Genomic DNA, 14,684 nt, shown 5'->3' with positions numbered 1-14,684 from the left:
ACCGCGCCACCCGGCCCGCGACGAGCGTGGGCGGCGCGCCTCAGCCGCGCGAGTCCGCGCCGCGGCGGGCCGGCAGCGCCAGCAGCACCCCGGCGCCGAGCAGCACCGCGGCGACACCGGCCGCGTACCATGCCGTCTCGCCCGGGATCTCGAGGTAGGTCGTGATGCCGAGGATCCTCGCGAGTCCCCACGGAAGCAGGCCCATCTCGTCGTTCCAGAGCGTCAGCGCCCGCTCGAGGCCGATCGCACCGACGACGAGCGACGGCACGAGCAGCCCCGCGCCGACTGCGGCGAGCACGAAGCCGGCGGCCCGCCGCGCCCCGACCTGCGTCGCGAGCGCCCATCCGGCGGCGACGAACACCCAGACGAAGAGCGTGAAGGCGAGCGCGACGTAGGCGGTGCGCAGCACCGGGTCGGTCCAGAATGCGAACCAGTACCCGCCAGGCCCGGTGAACGACAGGGCGACGAGCGTCACGATGCAGCGGAGCACGACGACCCCGCCGACCGCGGCGATCACCGGCCAGGGCGAACGCCGCCCCACGCACCACCGCAGGACGAGCGCGAACACCGTCCACGCGCCGAGCACGGCCGCGAGGTGAGTCCACGACAGGAACGAGGTCTGCACGGCACGGGTGCCGACGAGCAGCGCCACCGGGACGAGCATGAGCAGCCAGCGGTCGAGGTCGTACAGGCCGAGCGTCGTCTCGCGGGCCCGCCACGGCCGCATCGACGCGACCCAGGTCGCGCACGCCGCCGCGGCACCGGGCTTCGCGACGAGTCGCGTGCGCGCGGAGAGCACGCCGATCACCACCCAGGCGAGCGCGAGCACGAGCAGTACTCGTGCCGCCCAGGCCATGGCGGGGTCGCGCTCGGCGCGATCGACGCCGAGCTGCGCGGCCGTGAGGTTGAACGCGGGATGGTCGAGGTCGCCCTCGTACCGGGCGAGGTGCCCGGCCGCCAGCTCGTCGAAGCGGGCGCGGTCGGCCTCCCACTCCTCGCGGGCCGCAGGCGAGCGCGTGTCGTGCCACTGCCCCTGGTGCAGGATCATCGCGCGATACGCCTCGAGGAGTCGCAGGGTGTCGAGCTCGTAGTCGAGCGTCGAGATGAACGATTCCCGCATCTCCGGAGAGCGCCAGCTCGAGGCATCCGTCGCCGAGACGATCTCGCGCATCTGCTCGACCGCGCCCACCGCCTCGGCGCCGCTCGCGATCGCGGCGTCGACGCCGCCGCCGCCCGAGTCGCGCACGATCGAGTACATGACGTCGAGCACCGCCGAGTCGCCGGTGAGGATGTCCCACTCGAAGATCCACATCATGGGCGGCGGCTCGAGGCCGATGGCGAACACCCGCTGTTGCGCGAACTGCTCGACGTACATGCCCTGCTCGATGGCCTCGCGCGAGCGGGTCATCGCCTGGGCGATCGCCTCGACCGTGTCTGGGTCGTCGGAGAACCACTCGCGCGCCCAGGCCGCGGTGATCGCGGCGACGTCGGCGTCGGGATCGCGCGCGAGCTCGACCGCGAGCTGGGTGTTGAGCTCGTACAACTGCCAGAACCCCGATTTGAGGGTGAGCGACATCGGGCCCGCCCGCCACGGGCCGCCGTCCTGCGTCCACACCCAGACGCCCTCGATGCGGTCGTTCGCCGCCAGCAGCTGCTGCAGCGCCCACTGGTACTGCGGACCGAGGTCGTTGGGAAAGGCACCGAAGTTCTCGAACTCGCGCCGGCTCTGAAACTCGACGATGCGACGCTGGGACCCCTGCTCGAGCGTGTGGTTGAGCGGGAGCCAGCTGTAGAAGTCGCCGAGCGTGTACTTCGTCGACACGATGAGCGCGGGCGAGTCGATGCCGCCGAGCACCGCCTCGTACGACGCGTCGTTCGTGTGCATGTCGCCGACGGCGCCGACCCCGACGCTCCACGTGCGGAAGACGACCTCGCGGCCGGACGCCTCGGCCTGCCCGGTGAACGCCCCGAGCATCGCCCGGACGGCGTCGACCGTCGTCACCTTCAGCGCCGAGTAATAGTCCCAGCCGCCGACGTCGTAGATCGCCCCGGCCTCGCCGATGCGGATGAGCACGCCGTCGAGCGCGGGCACCGCCTCGTAGAGCTCGCCGAGACCAGCGGTGTAGACCTGCCAGAACTCGGGGTCCTCGGTGTCGAGGGAGCCGAAGCGGTCGGTGAGAGCCCGCTCGAGCGGTCCGGTGAGGGCGAGCATGTCGGTGCGCAGGAACACCTGCACGCCGAGCTCGTCGGCACGCTCCCAGAACGGGGCGAACGCCGCGCGCAGCGCGAGTGCACGATCGCGGTGCTCGTCGCCGTCGGCGTAGACCGGGCCCCCCGGCGCGTCGTCGAAGGTCACGAACTCGACGAACCCCGGGAACGCGACGGCGTTGGAGCCGTTCGCGAGCGAGTGCCGCAGGAACACCTCGAAGTCGTCGTAGGCCGCGCCGAGCGCGGTCTCGTCGATGTACGGCGCCTCGGGCTGCACGACGGCGGCGAAGGCCTTCGACGCGTGCGAGTAGTCGTCGCCCGACTCCCACTCGGCCGGGTCGGGCTCGACGCCCACCGCGCCGAGGTCGGTCATGCGCAGCGGAAGCCGGGAACGCTCGTGCACGCCGAGGAGGTCGGTGATCGGCGCGGCGGCGCGCACCTGCGCCGCGAGGTCGTAGATCGCGCGCACCGCGCCGACCTCGGTGAACGCGAAGATGTGCAGCGCCGAGGCCTCCCCGCGCAGTTCGTACCCGTCGTCCCCGGGCCCCGAATCGGCCTCCTGGCCCGGAATCAGCTCGACCGTGACCCGGGCCTCGCCGTCGCGCGCCGGCGCGTCGGCGACGGCGTCGAGCAGTTCATCGACCGCGACGCCGAACCGCGCCGTCTCGGGCACGTCGAAGGTGAACTCGGGCGGCGTCGCCGGCGGTGCGACCTCGGGCACGACCGCTGCGGCCGGCTGCATCTGCTCGCTCGGCTCGGTGCGGATGCCGAGCGCGTCGCCCACTGCGAAGGCGACGCCGAGACCGAGGGCGACGAGCACGAGGGCGGTGACGACGGCGAAGAACCCTCGCCTGGTCGCCGTCGTCATGAGCAGATCCTATTCGGCGACGAAGACCCCGTCGCGCAGCACGGGCACGACGTCGGTGACGTCGCGCGCGGCGGCGGCGCGCACGTCGCCCGCGAAGCCGAGCTCGCGGAGTTCGACGCCGCTGCCCGAGGCGCTGATGAGGTGCCCGGTCGCCCGTGAGAGGGCCTCGAACGCCGCGCAGGCGACGGCCGCCTCCGGCGAGGTGTGGTCGATGCCGCGCGCGACGAGCGCGTCGACGACGGCTCCGGCGACCAGCAGGTCCTCGATGCCGAATCGCAGGCCGCCGCCGGGCCCGTCCGCCTCGCGCCCCAGTTCTCCCGCGGCGACGATCGCGATCATCAGCCGTTCGCCGCGCTCGCCCTGAAGGGCGAGCAGATGCTCGGCGACCGCGCTCCGGTTGCGCATCGCCGCGGCGATCACGACGACCCCGCGGTCGCCGAGGGCGTGCGCGAGCGCGCCGCCGTTCGGCGAGGGGACGACGACCGGCGATGCCCCGACCCCCGTCCAGCTCTCGGGCGACAGCGTCGGGCCCCCGGGCTCGTTGCGGCGGCCGGCGACGAGCCCGCCGCGCTCTGCGGCGAAGACCTCGGCACTCGCACGCGCATCGGGCCCGGCGGGCCACGGCGCGACGGCGACCCCGTGCTCGGCCGCGACGACCGCGGTGGTCGTGAACGAGAGCGCGTCGACGACGACGACCGCGTGCGCTCCGGGCAGGATGCGCTCCGCGCCGTCGAGCCCCCAGTCGAACCGGACCTGGTACTTGCCCTGGCCGAAGGGCGACGTCGAATCGGTCATCGCGACAGGCTACCGGCCGAGCGCATCGTAGAGCGCGAGTGCCTCGGCGTCGCTCGCCCGGGCGCTCGCCCGCCGCGCTGCGTCGAGCGCGAGCACGGGATCCGACTCCTGCCGCGCGATCAGGAGCTGCCGCTCCGCCTCGGCGAGCCGCGTGCGCGCGGTGGCCCCCACGCCGCTGCGGCCGCGGGCGATCGCCGCCTCGGCGACGCGCAGCTGGCTCTCGGCGATCGAGATCGCTCCGCCGAGCGCGCCCCGGGCGCCGTCGATCCGGCTCTGCGCGGTTCGCGCGGTCGCCCGGGCGACCTCGAGCCGGTCTCGGGCGGCGCGCAGCCGGTCTCGATCGAGCACCGGGTCGCCGCGGTGCGCGGTGCGTGCGGCGAGCACCTCGGACGCCTCGCCCACCGCTGCGGCGAGCGCCGCCGCCGAGTCGGCGACGGCATGACGGTCGCGTTCTGAGCGCGCGGCTGCGAGCTCCTCGCCGAGCCGCGCCGCGTCCTCGTCGGCAGCGGTGCGTGCGGCCTCGAGCTCGCCCTCGATCGACTCGACCTCGTCGAGATCGCGCCCGGCCCGCTCGAGCCCGTCGGCCGCCTCGGCCAGCAGCGGAGCGGTGGGCTGCGCTCGCGCGACGAGCGCCTCGCCCTCGGCGAGCGCCGCATCGACGCGGGCGAGGCTCGCCGCGGCACGCGAACGGGCGGCCTGCGCCCCGGCGAGCGCGGCGGCCGCGAAGCGCGAGGCGAGGTCGGCGAGGAGCGGCTCTGCTGCGTCCAGGCGTCGTGCGAGCCCGGCCACGTCGTCGCGCAGCGCCGGCAGCTCGACGCCCGCGCCGCGCTCCTGCCGCCGTCGACGGCCGAGCTCGACGGTGACGTCGTCGATCGCGACGAGGGCGGAGCGGCAGAGGTCGTCGATGCGTGCGCTCCAGGTCCGGCGCTCCGCGGCGGTGTCGGATTCGGCGTCGTCGAGTCGCTGCTGGAGCAGGAACGCCTCGCGCAGCCACGCCCTGGCGCGTTCGACGGCTGCGCGGGTGTCGCGCGCCGCTGCCGCGCCGAACTGCGCCTCGGCGAAGGCGATCTCGCGCTCGGCGTCGCGCACCGCCTCGTCGGCCTGCACGATGAGCTGCTTCGCACGCACCTCGGCGTCGCGCCCGGCCGCGAGCTCGGCGCGCTCGCGTCGGTCGCCGAGCCGGCGCAGGCCCACCACGGCGCCGGCGAGGGCGAGCGCGGCCGCCCCGAAGACGACGAGCGCGGGCAACCACGAGAGGGCATCGGGCATGGCGCGAGTCTAGGCGGTGGCCCCGCGCGTGAGCCGGGAATCGCCCCGGATCCCTTGGCAGTGACGAGTGCTCCGGCCTACTCTCGGCACATGCGGGTGCTCCTGAGACTCACGCTCGACTGCACGCCGGATGCCGCGTGGCGTGCCATCCGGAGCCCCGCCGTGCTGCGCGAGGTGGTCGCGCCCTGGCTCGACTTCGAGTCCCTCGAACCGGGCGGGCTCCCGCCGGTCTGGCCGGAGGGCCGGCACCGGGTACGCGCCCTCGCCTTCCGGCGCTACCCCGCCGGCGACGAGTTCGTCGACATCGACTACCCGGGCGGGCTGCCCGAGGGAGTGCGGATGCTCCGCGACGGCGGCGGTGCGATCACCGGGCCGCTCGCGGTGTTCCGCCGATGGGATCACCGGATGGCGGTCTCCGCCCTCCCCGACGGACGGACGCTCTACCGCGACCGGCTGCTCGCGAGCGCGGGCCCCTGGGAGCCGGCCGCCTGGTACCCGACCTGGCTGTTCTGGCAGTGGCGAGGAAGACGGCTCCGCGAACTCGCGCCCGGTTGGTCGTACGATCCGCCGGGCACCGCCGATGCCGCCGCGGCGGGGGCGGCGTGACCGCCACCATCGGGGCGCTCCAGCTCGCCGACTGGCGCCGACGCGTGTTCGGCCTCTATGCCGGCGTGCGCCAGCTCAGCGTGCACGACCCCGCGGCCGGCCACGCGCTCTGGATCTCGGGCCGCGACGAGCTGTTCGCGGGGCATCCGCAATCGCCGTTGCTGCCCGACGACCGCGCCCGATTCACCGGCCTCACCGTCGCCCGCTACGACCCCGACTGGCGATTCGAGCTCGAGGTGCGCCGCGCCGAGGAGCCGCAGCGGATGACCGTCGACAGCGCGACCGACGGCGTCATCCCGTTCGCGCTCGTCGGCACCGTGCGGCTGCCCTACCTCGGCACGCTCGACGTCTGGCGTCTCACCGGGTACGGCGGCGGCCTGTTCCTGCCCGTGAAGGACGCGCTCGCGGGCGCACCGGGCGGCACCTACGGCGGCGGCCGCTACCTGCTCGACACGGTCAAGGGCGCCGACCTCGGACCGGGTGCCGACACCGACACCCTCGTCGTCGACTTCAACTTCGCCTACAACCCCTCGTGCGCCTACGACCCGTCGTGGTCGTGCCCGCTCGCGCAGGAGGGCAGCACGCTTCGCGTCGAAGTTCCGGTCGGCGAGCGGATGCCCCGCTGACGGCGTCTGCACAGGGGCATCCGCTATGCTGGCGGACGGCGAGCGCGACGATCGCGCCGCCTGCGTCGTAGAAACGCTTCCGGGCGGGCTCCTCACCGAGCCGCCCGATGACTCTCATACGGCGAACGGATGCGCCGACCGGCGCCTTCGCCACACTCCCACCGCCGGGTCCGATGCCGATCGCATCGGCGCGCGGTGAACCATGCCCTGAAAGGCACCAGTGACCGACATCACCTTCGCAACGCTCGGCGTGCCCGCCCCCCTCGTGGCGGTCCTGACGGCCGACGGCAAGACCGTCCCCACCCCCATCCAGGCCGACTCCCTGCCCGACACCCTCGCCGGACGCGACGTGCTCGGCCGCGGCAAGACCGGCTCGGGCAAGACCATCGCCTTCGCGCTGCCCATGGTCGCGCGCCTCGGCACCACCCTCGCTGGCGGCCAGCGCCGCGCCGGCCGGCCGCTCGGCCTCGTGCTCGCCCCGACCCGCGAGCTCGTCACCCAGATCGCCCGCACCATCGAGCCGCTCGCCGAGGCGTACGGCCTCAAGGTCACCACGATCTTCGGCGGCATCAACCAGAAGCGCCAGGTCGAGGCGCTGCGAGCCGGCGTCGACATCGTCGTCGCGGCGCCCGGCCGCCTCGAGGACCTCATGAAGCAGGGCTTCGTGCACCTCGACGCCGTCGAGATCACCGTGCTCGACGAAGCCGACCACATGGCCGACCTCGGATTCCTCCCCGTGGTCACCCGCATCCTCGACAAGACCCCGCGCGGCGGGCAGCGCCTGCTGTTCTCGGCGACCCTCGACAACGGGGTCGACAAGCTCGTGAAGCGCTACCTCGAGAACGAGGTGCTGCACTCGGTCGACGAGGCCAACTCGCCCGTCGCCGCGATGACCCACCACGTCTTCCTCACCGAGGACGCCGACACGAAGTTCGAGCTCGTGAAGACGCTCGCGAGCGGCATGGGCCGCCGCATCCTCTTCATGCGCACGAAGCACCACGCGAAGAAGCTCGCGAAGAAGCTCACCGAGCAGGGCATCCCCGCCGTCGACCTGCACGGCAACCTCTCGCAGCCGCAGCGCGACCGCAACCTCGCGGCGTTCGCCGACGGCTCGGCCAAGGTCATGGTCGCGACGGATGTCGCAGCCCGCGGCGTCCACGTCGACGACATCGAGCTCGTGGTGCACGTGGACCCGCCCATGGAGCACAAGGCGTACCTGCACCGCTCGGGCCGCACGGCCCGCGCCGGCAGCGAGGGCGACGTCGTGACGATCGCGATGCCCGGCCAGCTCCAGGACCTCAAGCAGCTGCTCCGCAAGGCGGCCATCACCGTGACCCCGTCGCCCGCCGTGCCCACCACCCCCGAGGTCGTGAAGCTCGTCGGCGACGTCGCACCGTACGTGAAGCCCGCTCCCCGCGCGGCTGCGCCGCAGCAGGGCGGCGGCCGCTCGCAGGGCGCGAACGCCCAGCGCAAGCGCGCGGCCCGCGAGGGTCAGGGCAGCGAACGCCAGGGCCAGTCGCAGGGCAAGCGCGCGGCCCGCGAGGGTCAGGGCAGCGAACGCCAGGGCCAGTCGCAGGGCGGCCGCGGGCGCGGCCGCTCCGGCCAGTCGGATGTCTCGGCGGGCGCCCCGCGCCGCGACCGCTCGGGCCGACCCGCCGAGACCAAGTCGAACGCGCCCAAGCAGGGCTCGGGGCAGAGCCGGGGCAGCCAGACCACCGGCGCCCAGCGCAGCAGCAGCTCGCGCGGCGGCGCCAAGCAGCCGATCCGGGTGGGCAGCCTCGTCTCGCCGTCGCGCAACACGCGCAGCAATCGGCGCGCGCAGGGCTGAGCCCTTCCGAGCATGCAACGGGGCCCGTGGAGTTCGACTCCACGGGCCCCGTTGCTGCGGTTCGGCGTTCCCCCGATCGCCGTACCGCGTTCCCGTCCCCCGACGGGATCGGGCCGCGTCCCCTCGGCCCGGGTCGGTCGCGATGCGCCGCGTCAGCCGCTCAGCATGACCGCGCGGCCGATCTCTCCGCCGACGACCGTCGCCAATGCGACCATCGCCGCGGCGGCGAACGCCAGCAGCGCGGTGGCCGTCGCCTTCGTGCGTCGCATCGCCACTCCCCTTCCCTCATCACAGGTATGTCCGGGTGCGCGGAAAAGGTTCCCGATTCGCGGAACTTTCTTCTGGCATCCGGACATATCTGTTCGACCCGTCTTCCGAGACGGCGCACATCCGACCCGAGGGAGCCTTCCATGCCGATCCGCCGTGCCGTCATGACCGCCGCCGCCGCACTCGCCCTGAGCACCGGAGCGCTCGCTCCGGCGATACCCGCGAGCGCCGAGACCCCGGCCGAGGTCCGGGCCACGGGCTCCGCCTCGATCGAGCGGTCGGTTCTCGCCCCGGCCGCGGCCGAGGAGCACTGCGCGCTCGACATCGGCGTCGCGGCCTCGGCCGAGGAGCTCGGCCTCGAGGCGCCCGAGCCCATCTGCTTCTCGTCCATCGAGGAGGTCGAGCGATACCTCGAGCGCCGCTCGGTCGCCGCGGCCGACTCGCGGTTGGCCGCGACGGCCTCGATCGCGGTCGGGCGCATCTACAAGGACGCCGACAAGGGCGGCTCGAGCCTGACGTTCTGGGGGTCGAGCGGCTGCGCGGGCGCAAGCTTCGGCTTCCCGTCGCTCTCCTCGAGCTGGAGCACCTCGGTGAGCTCGCTCACGGGCCTCAGCGGGTGCTGGGCGACCGCCTACGCCGCCACGAGCTACAGCGGTGCACGCGTGAACTGCATGCCGTACTGCAGCAGCCTCGGCGGCCTCAACGACCGGGTCAGGTCGCTCGTCTTCCGGCCGACCGGCTCGGTCGGGTAACGCCGGCGGGCGTCGGCCCGGCCGCGCTCAGTCCGTCGCTGGCGCCATGCCCAGCGCGGCGCAGATCGACTCGTTGGGCGACGGCACCACCGCGGCCGCGCCGTCGGCCATGACGCAGAGCTGCAGCTCGTCGGGCACCCGGCCCGGCGGGTTGGTCATGGCGAGGGGGTCGAAGTCGGGCTCGAAGAGGCCCTGCTCCCACATCAGCGTGCACAGCTCGATCGGATCGGTCGGCAGGCCACTGCCCTCGGCGACCGCCGCACCCGAACCCGGGTAGGTGCCGTCGGGATTGCGACTCGGTTCGCTCAGGCACTGCACGAACCCGTTCTCGGTCACGGGACCGGGGGCGAGCAGCATCGTGCCAGCGGTCGCCGCAACGCCGACCGCGAGCACGCCGAGGCCGCCCCAGCCGATGACGCGGTTGCGACGTCGTCGCACGCGCACGGCCGGCTCGGTGCGTGCATGCTCGACGAGCATCGCCCGGATCGCGTCGGCGCGCTCGGGGCGCATCTCGGGGCCGGTCATCCGATCACCTCCAGGCCGTCGGGGGCGCGCCCGCTTCGCTCCGGCGCCTCGCTCGTCTGCCGTTCTCCGGGCCACGCCGAGTCGCCGAGTTCGGCCTGCAGCTTGCGGCGGGCGCGGGACAGCCGCGACTTGACCGAGCCGAGCGGCACGTCGAGCGCGGCCGCCGCGTCGGCGAGCGGCAGCTCTTCGATGAAGCACAGCTCGACCACGCGGCGCTCGGCCGGGTTCAGCCGTTGCAGCGCCTCCTGCAGGCGGCCCGTGAGGAGACCTCCGTCGAGGCGCTCCTCGATCTCGTGCCCGGGATCGACGGCGTGCGGGGCGGCGGGGATGGCCGCGAGGAGCCGCTTGTGCCGCCGCGCGGCGCGCTGGGTGTTGAGGGTCACGTTGGTGGTCACGATGAGCAGCCACGGCAGCAGCGAGCCGTCGACGAAGCGCACGTCTTTGCGACGTCGCCAGGCCTCGAGGAACACCACAGCCACGATGTCCTCCGCGTCGGGGACGTGGCGCACCTGCGCGTAGGCGCGACGGAAGATGCGCGCGCGGTAGCGGTCGAAGACCACGCCGAACGACGCCTCTGTGCCCGAGGTCGCCTCGAGCCAGAGCGCTGCATCGGTCCGCCCGTCTTCGCCCATGGTCGGCCCAGCCTAACCGGGCGACCCGCCGATCGCGGATTCGTGAGAGTGGCCATGCAGTGTTATGTCCGGATGCCCCATCGAGGTTCCCGATCCGTCGGGGGTCCTCGATTTCGCGGCGGCGACGGACTGGCTTAGTCTCGGGAACATGAGCACCGAAGTCGTTGCCGAAGTCGTCGTCCGTCCCATCCGCGATTCCGACGTCGAAGCGCTGGGCCGGGTTCACGCGACCTGCTGGCACGAGACGTACGACCACCTGATCAGCTCCGCCGCGTTCGAGAAGCTCTCGCCGCGCCGCATGGCCGAGCTCTGGAACCACTACGCCGAGCGCGGCGAGGAGTACGCGCAGTTCGCCGCCCTCGTCGACGGCGAGATCGTCGGTTTCGTCGGCTCGGGCCCCGCCCGCGACGAGAACGCCCCCCGTGAGCGCGAGCTGTACTTCATCTACCTGCTCGACGCCTACCACGGCACCGGCATCGGCCAGAAGCTCTTCGACGCGGCCGTCGGCACCGACCCGGTCTACCTCTGGGTCGCCTCCGACAATCCCCGCGCGCACCGCTTCTACACGCGCAACGGCTTCACCGCCGACGGCGCCGACCAGCACGTGCCGTTCCTCGGCGAAGAGATCCACGAGGTGCGGCTGGTCCGCTGAGGCCGGCGGCGGGGCCGCCTCGATCGATCAGCGCAGCGCGCCGACCGAGGCGAGGCCCTGCTTGACGAGGAGCCCGCGCCCGCCCTCCATCTCGCTCGTGACCGTCTCGCCGACCGCCTCCGCCGGCGTCATCCAGGTCACCTCGAGCGCGTCCTGGCGCGGCTCGCAGGTGCCGGTGACGGGCACGACGAAGGCGAGCGACACCGCGTGCTGTCGTTCGTCGGTGAACGGCGTGATGCCCGGCAGCGGGAAGTACTCCGCGACGGTGAACGGCACCGGGCTCGCCGGCAGCAGCGGGAACGCCATCGGCCCGAGATCCTTCTCGAGGTGCCGGAACAGGGCATCGCGGATCGTCTCCCCGTACATCACCCGCCCCGACACGAGCGTGCGGGTCATCTCGCCGACGGCGTTCGCGCGCAGCAGCACCCCGACCTCGGTGACCTGCCCGAGGCCGTCGACGCGCACCGGCACGGCTTCGACGTAGAGCAGCGGCAGCCGGCCGCGCACCTCGGCGAGCTCGAGGTCGCTCAGCCAGCCCGGGTTCGCCGGTGGACGCACGACGGGCTCGTCGCCGGGATTCCAGTCGGGATCTGGGGTGCGCACGCTCATGCCCTCGATTCTGCCCCACGCCGCTAGCGTTGTCGCATGACGAGTGTGCTGATCGACGACGAAGCGGTGCTCTGGTCGGCCTCCCAGGCCGACCGCGAGGGGCGTCCGCTCCTCGTGCTGCTGCACGGCTACAACTCGAACGAGGGCGACCTCTTCGGGCTCACGCCGTACCTGCCGCTCGAGCCCGCCGTCGCCTCGCTGCGGGCGCCGCTGTTCGCGGGGTACGGCTACGCGTGGTTCCCGCTCCTCGCCGAGGGCGCCGAGCTCTCGGTGGAGGGTGCCGACGCAGCCGTCGACGCCCTGCTCGCCTGGCTCGACCGCGCCGTGCCCGGCTCCGAGCCGGTCGGCCTCCTCGGCTTCTCCCAAGGCGGTGCGATGGCGCTCGAACTGCTGCGAAGGGCGCCCGATCGGTTCTCGTTCGCGGTCAGCCTCGCCGGCTTCGCCCTGCCGGGCGATCGCGAGGGCGACGAACGGATGTCACGGCTCGCGCCGCACGTGTTCTGGGGTCGCGGCACCGACGACGAGGTGATCCCCGAGGCATCCGTCTCGCGAACGCTGGCGTGGCTGCCCGAGCACTCGACGCTCGACGCTCGCATCTACGAGGGGCTCGGGCACTCGGTGTCCGAGCGCGAGCTCGCCGACGTCGCGGGCTTCCTGCGCGAGCGCTACGCCGACCTGCGCGCGTAGGCCCGCCGCACGGGTCAGACCCCGCTGCCGCCTCCACCGCCGGCGGCACGACGCGCGGCGCGCTCCTTGTCGCGATCGGCGACGCGGATCTTCTCGGCGCGAACAGCGGCCTGCGTGGCACGCTCCTGCACGAGCCACGCGGGCGGCGCCTCGAGGAGGGCCTTGATCTCGGCCGTGGTGATCGGCTCGGTGACGCCGCCGCGGGCGAGACCCGAGTTCGAGACGCCGAGTTTCGCGGCGACCACGTTGCGGGGGTGCGGCCCTTCGCGGCGCAGGGTCTCGAGCCACTCGGGCGGATCGGCCTGCAGCGCGGCGAGCTCGTCGCGCGTGATCACGGCGGCCCGGAACTCCTCGGGCGCGGCGTCGAGGAGGATGCCGAGCTTCTTCGCCGCGGTCTCCGCTTTCATGGACTGCGGCTTCATGGCCTTCGGCTGCTTCTCGCTCACCCTGCAACCGTAGCCGACGGTAGCCTGAGAGGCATCCGCACGCAGGGAACAAGGGGGAGCCGAATGGCATTGCGGCTCGATTACGTTGCAGGCGTCTCGCCGGCGAAGTGGCTGCGCGCATGGGGCGAGCGTCGCCCCGACCTGCCGCTCGAGGCCGCCAGGGTCGATGAGCACGTGCAGCTCGAGCGCCTGCGGCAGGGCGAGGTCGACCTCGCCTTCGTGCGGCTGCCGGTCGAGACCGACGGGCTCCACCTCATCCGGCTCTGGGAGGAGCTCGCCGTCGTCGCGCTGCCGAAGGAGCATCCCTTCGCCGACGAGGCCGAGCTCGCCCTGGCCGATCTCGCCGGAGAGGCGCTCGCCCCCGTGCAGCCCGACCCGGCGATGACGCTCGAGCTCGTCGCGGCCGGTACCGGCTACGCGATCGTGCCGCACTCGATCGCACGGCTCCACCAGCGGCGCGACGTCGTCGCGATCCCGCTCGTCGACGCGCCGTCGACGCGGATCGCCCTCGTCTGGCGCACGGAGCGCGACGACGACGACATCCAGGAGTTCGTCGGCGTGGTGCGGGGCCGCACCGCCCGCAGCTCGCGCGCCGACGAGACGCCGGAGCTCTCGCCTGCGAAGGCGGCGAAGAAGGCGGCCGCCGAACGCCGTGCGGCCGAGGCGGCCCGCGGCGGCGGCAAGGGCACCGGGAAGACCGGCAAGGGCTCGGGCAAGAGCACCGGCAAGAGCGCGTCCGGGCGGTCAAGCAAGAGCGCATCCGCCCGGGCCGCCTCGCAGCGCGGCCGGAGGAAGGGTCGATGACCGCGCCCGCGCCGTTCCTGTTCATCTCGGCGCGCCCCGAGATCGAGGCGGTCGGCCCCGAGTACGAGTCGGTGCGGCGGGCGACCGGGCTCGATGCGAGCCGGCTCGAGCACCACCGTCTCGACGTCGAGTCGCTCAGGCAGCTGCCGCTCGCCGCGTACGCCGGCATCGTCGTCGGCGGCAGCCCGTACAACGTGACGACGCCCGAGGCGAACAAGCACGCGGTGCAGCGCAGGGTCGAGGCGGAGCTCTCCGAGCTGGCCGAGTGGGCGCTCGAGTCGGGGTTCCCGCTGCTCTTCACCTGCTACGGCATCGGCGTGCTCACCCGGGTGCTCGGCGGTGCCGTCGGCACCCTGCACGGCGAGAACGCCGCGGCGGTCGAGATCACCCTGACCGAGGAGGGCGCCGCCGACCCGCTCGTCGGGGCGCTGCCGCGCCGGTTCGATGCGCTCGTCGGCCACAAGGAGTCGGTCGAGGAGCTGCCCGACGGCGCCGTGCTCCTCGCGAGTTCGGCCGGATGCCCCGTGCAGATCTATCGGGCCGGCGCCCGTCTCTACGCGACGCAGTTCCATCCCGAGGTGACCACGGCCGACTTCATCGCCCGGGCGCAGGTCTACCGCCACCACGGCTACTTCCCGGCGAGCGAGCTGCGCGAGGTGAGCGCGCGGCTCGACTCCGCGAGCGTCACCGAACCGCAGCGACTGCTCGCCCGCTTCGTCGAGCTCGCCGACGGCGACTGGCGCTGAGCCGGCGCGCCGAGAGGAAGCGGATGCCCACGGAGCATCCGCTTCCCCCACGGCGACTAGGCCGCGCTGTTGCGGCTTCCGCGCGTGGCGAGTCCCCAGATGAGCAGCACGATGATCGAGCCGCCGATCGCGAGGAGCCAGGTACCGAGGTCCCAGAACTCCGTCAGGGGGCGATTGAGGATGAGGCTGCCCAGCCAGCCGCCGAGGAGGGCCCCGACGACGCCGAGCAGCAGGGTGATGAACCAGCCGCCCGCCTGCTTGCCGGGCAGGATCAGCTTGGCGATGGCCCCGGCGATCAGGCCGAGGATCAGAAACGCGAGGAAACTCATGGTTGCTCCTTCGTTCGATGGTCCAACGTTGGCAC

General features: G+C 73.3%; 16 protein-coding genes. 8 read left to right on the top strand and 8 right to left on the bottom strand.

Going from position 1 to position 14,684, the window contains the following annotated elements; translation table 11 throughout:
• Positions 1 to 40: 40 nt before the first annotated feature.
• The 3 genes from GQQ93_RS05295 to GQQ93_RS05285 are packed head-to-tail and all read right to left on the bottom strand — an operon-like array spanning position 41 to position 5,140.
• Positions 41 to 3,076: a hypothetical protein gene (locus tag GQQ93_RS05295; protein ID WP_157423184.1), complete on the bottom strand. Its 3,036-nt coding sequence runs from the start codon at positions 3,074 to 3,076 to the stop codon at positions 41 to 43.
• 9 nt (positions 3,077 to 3,085) lie between these two features.
• Positions 3,086 to 3,871, bottom strand: a complete 786-nt coding sequence (locus GQQ93_RS05290; protein WP_157423183.1) for a 2-phosphosulfolactate phosphatase — start codon at positions 3,869 to 3,871, stop codon at positions 3,086 to 3,088.
• A gap of 9 nt (positions 3,872 to 3,880) precedes the next feature.
• Positions 3,881 to 5,140: a hypothetical protein gene (locus GQQ93_RS05285; RefSeq protein ID WP_157423182.1), complete on the bottom strand. Its 1,260-nt coding sequence runs from the start codon at positions 5,138 to 5,140 to the stop codon at positions 3,881 to 3,883.
• Positions 5,141 to 5,230: 90 nt separating this feature from the next.
• Here GQQ93_RS05285 and GQQ93_RS18035 point away from each other — a divergent pair, with 90 nt between their 5' ends.
• The 4 genes from GQQ93_RS18035 (at position 5,231) to GQQ93_RS05270 (ending at position 9,219) form a co-directional block, all read left to right on the top strand.
• Positions 5,231 to 5,746 carry a hypothetical protein gene (locus GQQ93_RS18035; protein ID WP_246192100.1) on the top strand — a complete coding sequence of 172 codons (516 nt, stop codon included), beginning with the start codon at positions 5,231 to 5,233 and terminating at the stop codon, positions 5,744 to 5,746.
• Positions 5,743 to 6,372, top strand: coding sequence for a DUF1684 domain-containing protein (locus GQQ93_RS05280; protein ID WP_246192098.1), 630 nt, complete (start codon positions 5,743 to 5,745; stop codon positions 6,370 to 6,372). The genes GQQ93_RS18035 and GQQ93_RS05280 overlap by 4 nt, the downstream gene beginning before the upstream one ends.
• 220 nt (positions 6,373 to 6,592) lie before the next feature.
• Positions 6,593 to 8,200, top strand: coding sequence for a DEAD/DEAH box helicase (locus GQQ93_RS05275; RefSeq protein ID WP_157423180.1), 1,608 nt, complete (start codon positions 6,593 to 6,595; stop codon positions 8,198 to 8,200).
• Between the two features lie 410 nt (positions 8,201 to 8,610).
• On the top strand, positions 8,611 to 9,219 hold the full coding sequence (locus GQQ93_RS05270) for a hypothetical protein (RefSeq protein ID WP_157423179.1): 609 nt from the start codon (positions 8,611 to 8,613) through the stop codon (positions 9,217 to 9,219).
• 27 nt (positions 9,220 to 9,246) lie between these two features.
• On the opposite strand, the gene GQQ93_RS05265 is transcribed toward GQQ93_RS05270, so the two are convergent.
• Both GQQ93_RS05265 and GQQ93_RS05260 read right to left on the bottom strand, forming a co-directional pair.
• Positions 9,247 to 9,744, bottom strand: coding sequence for a hypothetical protein (locus GQQ93_RS05265; protein WP_157423178.1), 498 nt, complete (start codon positions 9,742 to 9,744; stop codon positions 9,247 to 9,249).
• Complete coding sequence (locus tag GQQ93_RS05260) at positions 9,741 to 10,376, bottom strand: RNA polymerase sigma factor (RefSeq protein WP_157423177.1); 636 nt, start codon at positions 10,374 to 10,376, stop codon at positions 9,741 to 9,743. Before GQQ93_RS05260 ends, GQQ93_RS05265 begins: the two co-directional genes overlap by 4 nt.
• A gap of 148 nt (positions 10,377 to 10,524) precedes the next feature.
• Between GQQ93_RS05260 and GQQ93_RS05255 the strand changes: the two genes are divergently transcribed.
• Positions 10,525 to 11,028 carry a GNAT family N-acetyltransferase gene (locus GQQ93_RS05255; protein ID WP_157423176.1) on the top strand — a complete coding sequence of 168 codons (504 nt, stop codon included), beginning with the start codon at positions 10,525 to 10,527 and terminating at the stop codon, positions 11,026 to 11,028.
• 27 nt (positions 11,029 to 11,055) lie between these two features.
• Here GQQ93_RS05255 and GQQ93_RS05250 read toward each other — a convergent pair whose 3' ends face one another.
• Positions 11,056 to 11,637, bottom strand: a complete 582-nt coding sequence (locus GQQ93_RS05250; protein WP_157423175.1) for an NUDIX hydrolase family protein — start codon at positions 11,635 to 11,637, stop codon at positions 11,056 to 11,058.
• 36 nt (positions 11,638 to 11,673) lie between these two features.
• Between GQQ93_RS05250 and GQQ93_RS05245 the strand changes: the two genes are divergently transcribed.
• Positions 11,674 to 12,324 carry an alpha/beta hydrolase gene (locus tag GQQ93_RS05245; RefSeq protein ID WP_157423174.1) on the top strand — a complete coding sequence of 217 codons (651 nt, stop codon included), beginning with the start codon at positions 11,674 to 11,676 and terminating at the stop codon, positions 12,322 to 12,324.
• 14 nt (positions 12,325 to 12,338) lie between these two features.
• Here the strand turns inward: GQQ93_RS05245 and GQQ93_RS05240 are convergent, their stop codons facing one another.
• A complete protein-coding gene (locus tag GQQ93_RS05240; RefSeq protein WP_157423388.1) occupies positions 12,339 to 12,746 on the bottom strand; it encodes a DUF5997 family protein in 408 nt (135 codons plus the stop codon).
• 87 nt (positions 12,747 to 12,833) lie between these two features.
• Between GQQ93_RS05240 and GQQ93_RS05235 the strand changes: the two genes are divergently transcribed.
• Both GQQ93_RS05235 and GQQ93_RS05230 read left to right on the top strand, forming a co-directional pair.
• On the top strand, positions 12,834 to 13,574 hold the full coding sequence (locus GQQ93_RS05235) for a LysR family substrate-binding domain-containing protein (RefSeq protein WP_157423173.1): 741 nt from the start codon (positions 12,834 to 12,836) through the stop codon (positions 13,572 to 13,574).
• Positions 13,571 to 14,320 carry a glutamine amidotransferase gene (locus GQQ93_RS05230; protein WP_157423172.1) on the top strand — a complete coding sequence of 250 codons (750 nt, stop codon included), beginning with the start codon at positions 13,571 to 13,573 and terminating at the stop codon, positions 14,318 to 14,320. Before GQQ93_RS05235 ends, GQQ93_RS05230 begins: the two co-directional genes overlap by 4 nt.
• Before the next feature lie 56 nt (positions 14,321 to 14,376).
• Here GQQ93_RS05230 and GQQ93_RS05225 read toward each other — a convergent pair whose 3' ends face one another.
• Complete coding sequence (locus tag GQQ93_RS05225; RefSeq protein ID WP_157423171.1) at positions 14,377 to 14,649, bottom strand: GlsB/YeaQ/YmgE family stress response membrane protein; 273 nt, start codon at positions 14,647 to 14,649, stop codon at positions 14,377 to 14,379.
• Between the last annotated feature and the right edge of the window lie 35 nt (positions 14,650 to 14,684).

The sequence above is a fragment of the Agromyces lapidis genome (assembly GCF_009749405.1).
Lineage (GTDB): Bacteria > Actinomycetota > Actinomycetes > Actinomycetales > Microbacteriaceae > Agromyces > Agromyces lapidis.
The sequence above is the reverse complement of the archived record's forward strand: the minus strand, read 5'-3'. Positions and strand labels throughout refer to the sequence as shown.

Bases quoted from the DNA above. Each gene is read 5' to 3' on its own strand.
- GQQ93_RS05295 (WP_157423184.1), bottom strand. From the start codon at position 3,076: ATGACGACGGCGACCAGGCGAGGGTTCTTCGCCGTCGTCACCGCCCTC.
- GQQ93_RS05290 (WP_157423183.1), bottom strand. From the start codon at position 3,871: ATGACCGATTCGACGTCGCCCTTCGGCCAGGGCAAGTACCAGGTCCGG.
- GQQ93_RS05285 (WP_157423182.1), bottom strand. From the start codon at position 5,140: ATGCCCGATGCCCTCTCGTGGTTGCCCGCGCTCGTCGTCTTCGGGGCG.
- GQQ93_RS18035 (WP_246192100.1), top strand. From the start codon at position 5,231: ATGCGGGTGCTCCTGAGACTCACGCTCGACTGCACGCCGGATGCCGCG.
- GQQ93_RS05270 (WP_157423179.1), top strand. From the start codon at position 8,611: ATGCCGATCCGCCGTGCCGTCATGACCGCCGCCGCCGCACTCGCCCTG.
- GQQ93_RS05265 (WP_157423178.1), bottom strand. From the start codon at position 9,744: ATGACCGGCCCCGAGATGCGCCCCGAGCGCGCCGACGCGATCCGGGCG.
- GQQ93_RS05260 (WP_157423177.1), bottom strand. From the start codon at position 10,376: ATGGGCGAAGACGGGCGGACCGATGCAGCGCTCTGGCTCGAGGCGACC.
- GQQ93_RS05255 (WP_157423176.1), top strand. From the start codon at position 10,525: ATGAGCACCGAAGTCGTTGCCGAAGTCGTCGTCCGTCCCATCCGCGAT.
- GQQ93_RS05250 (WP_157423175.1), bottom strand. From the start codon at position 11,637: ATGAGCGTGCGCACCCCAGATCCCGACTGGAATCCCGGCGACGAGCCC.
- GQQ93_RS05245 (WP_157423174.1), top strand. From the start codon at position 11,674: ATGACGAGTGTGCTGATCGACGACGAAGCGGTGCTCTGGTCGGCCTCC.
- GQQ93_RS05240 (WP_157423388.1), bottom strand. From the start codon at position 12,746: ATGAAGCCGCAGTCCATGAAAGCGGAGACCGCGGCGAAGAAGCTCGGC.
- GQQ93_RS05235 (WP_157423173.1), top strand. From the start codon at position 12,834: ATGGCATTGCGGCTCGATTACGTTGCAGGCGTCTCGCCGGCGAAGTGG.
- GQQ93_RS05230 (WP_157423172.1), top strand. From the start codon at position 13,571: ATGACCGCGCCCGCGCCGTTCCTGTTCATCTCGGCGCGCCCCGAGATC.
- GQQ93_RS05225 (WP_157423171.1), bottom strand. From the start codon at position 14,649: ATGAGTTTCCTCGCGTTTCTGATCCTCGGCCTGATCGCCGGGGCCATC.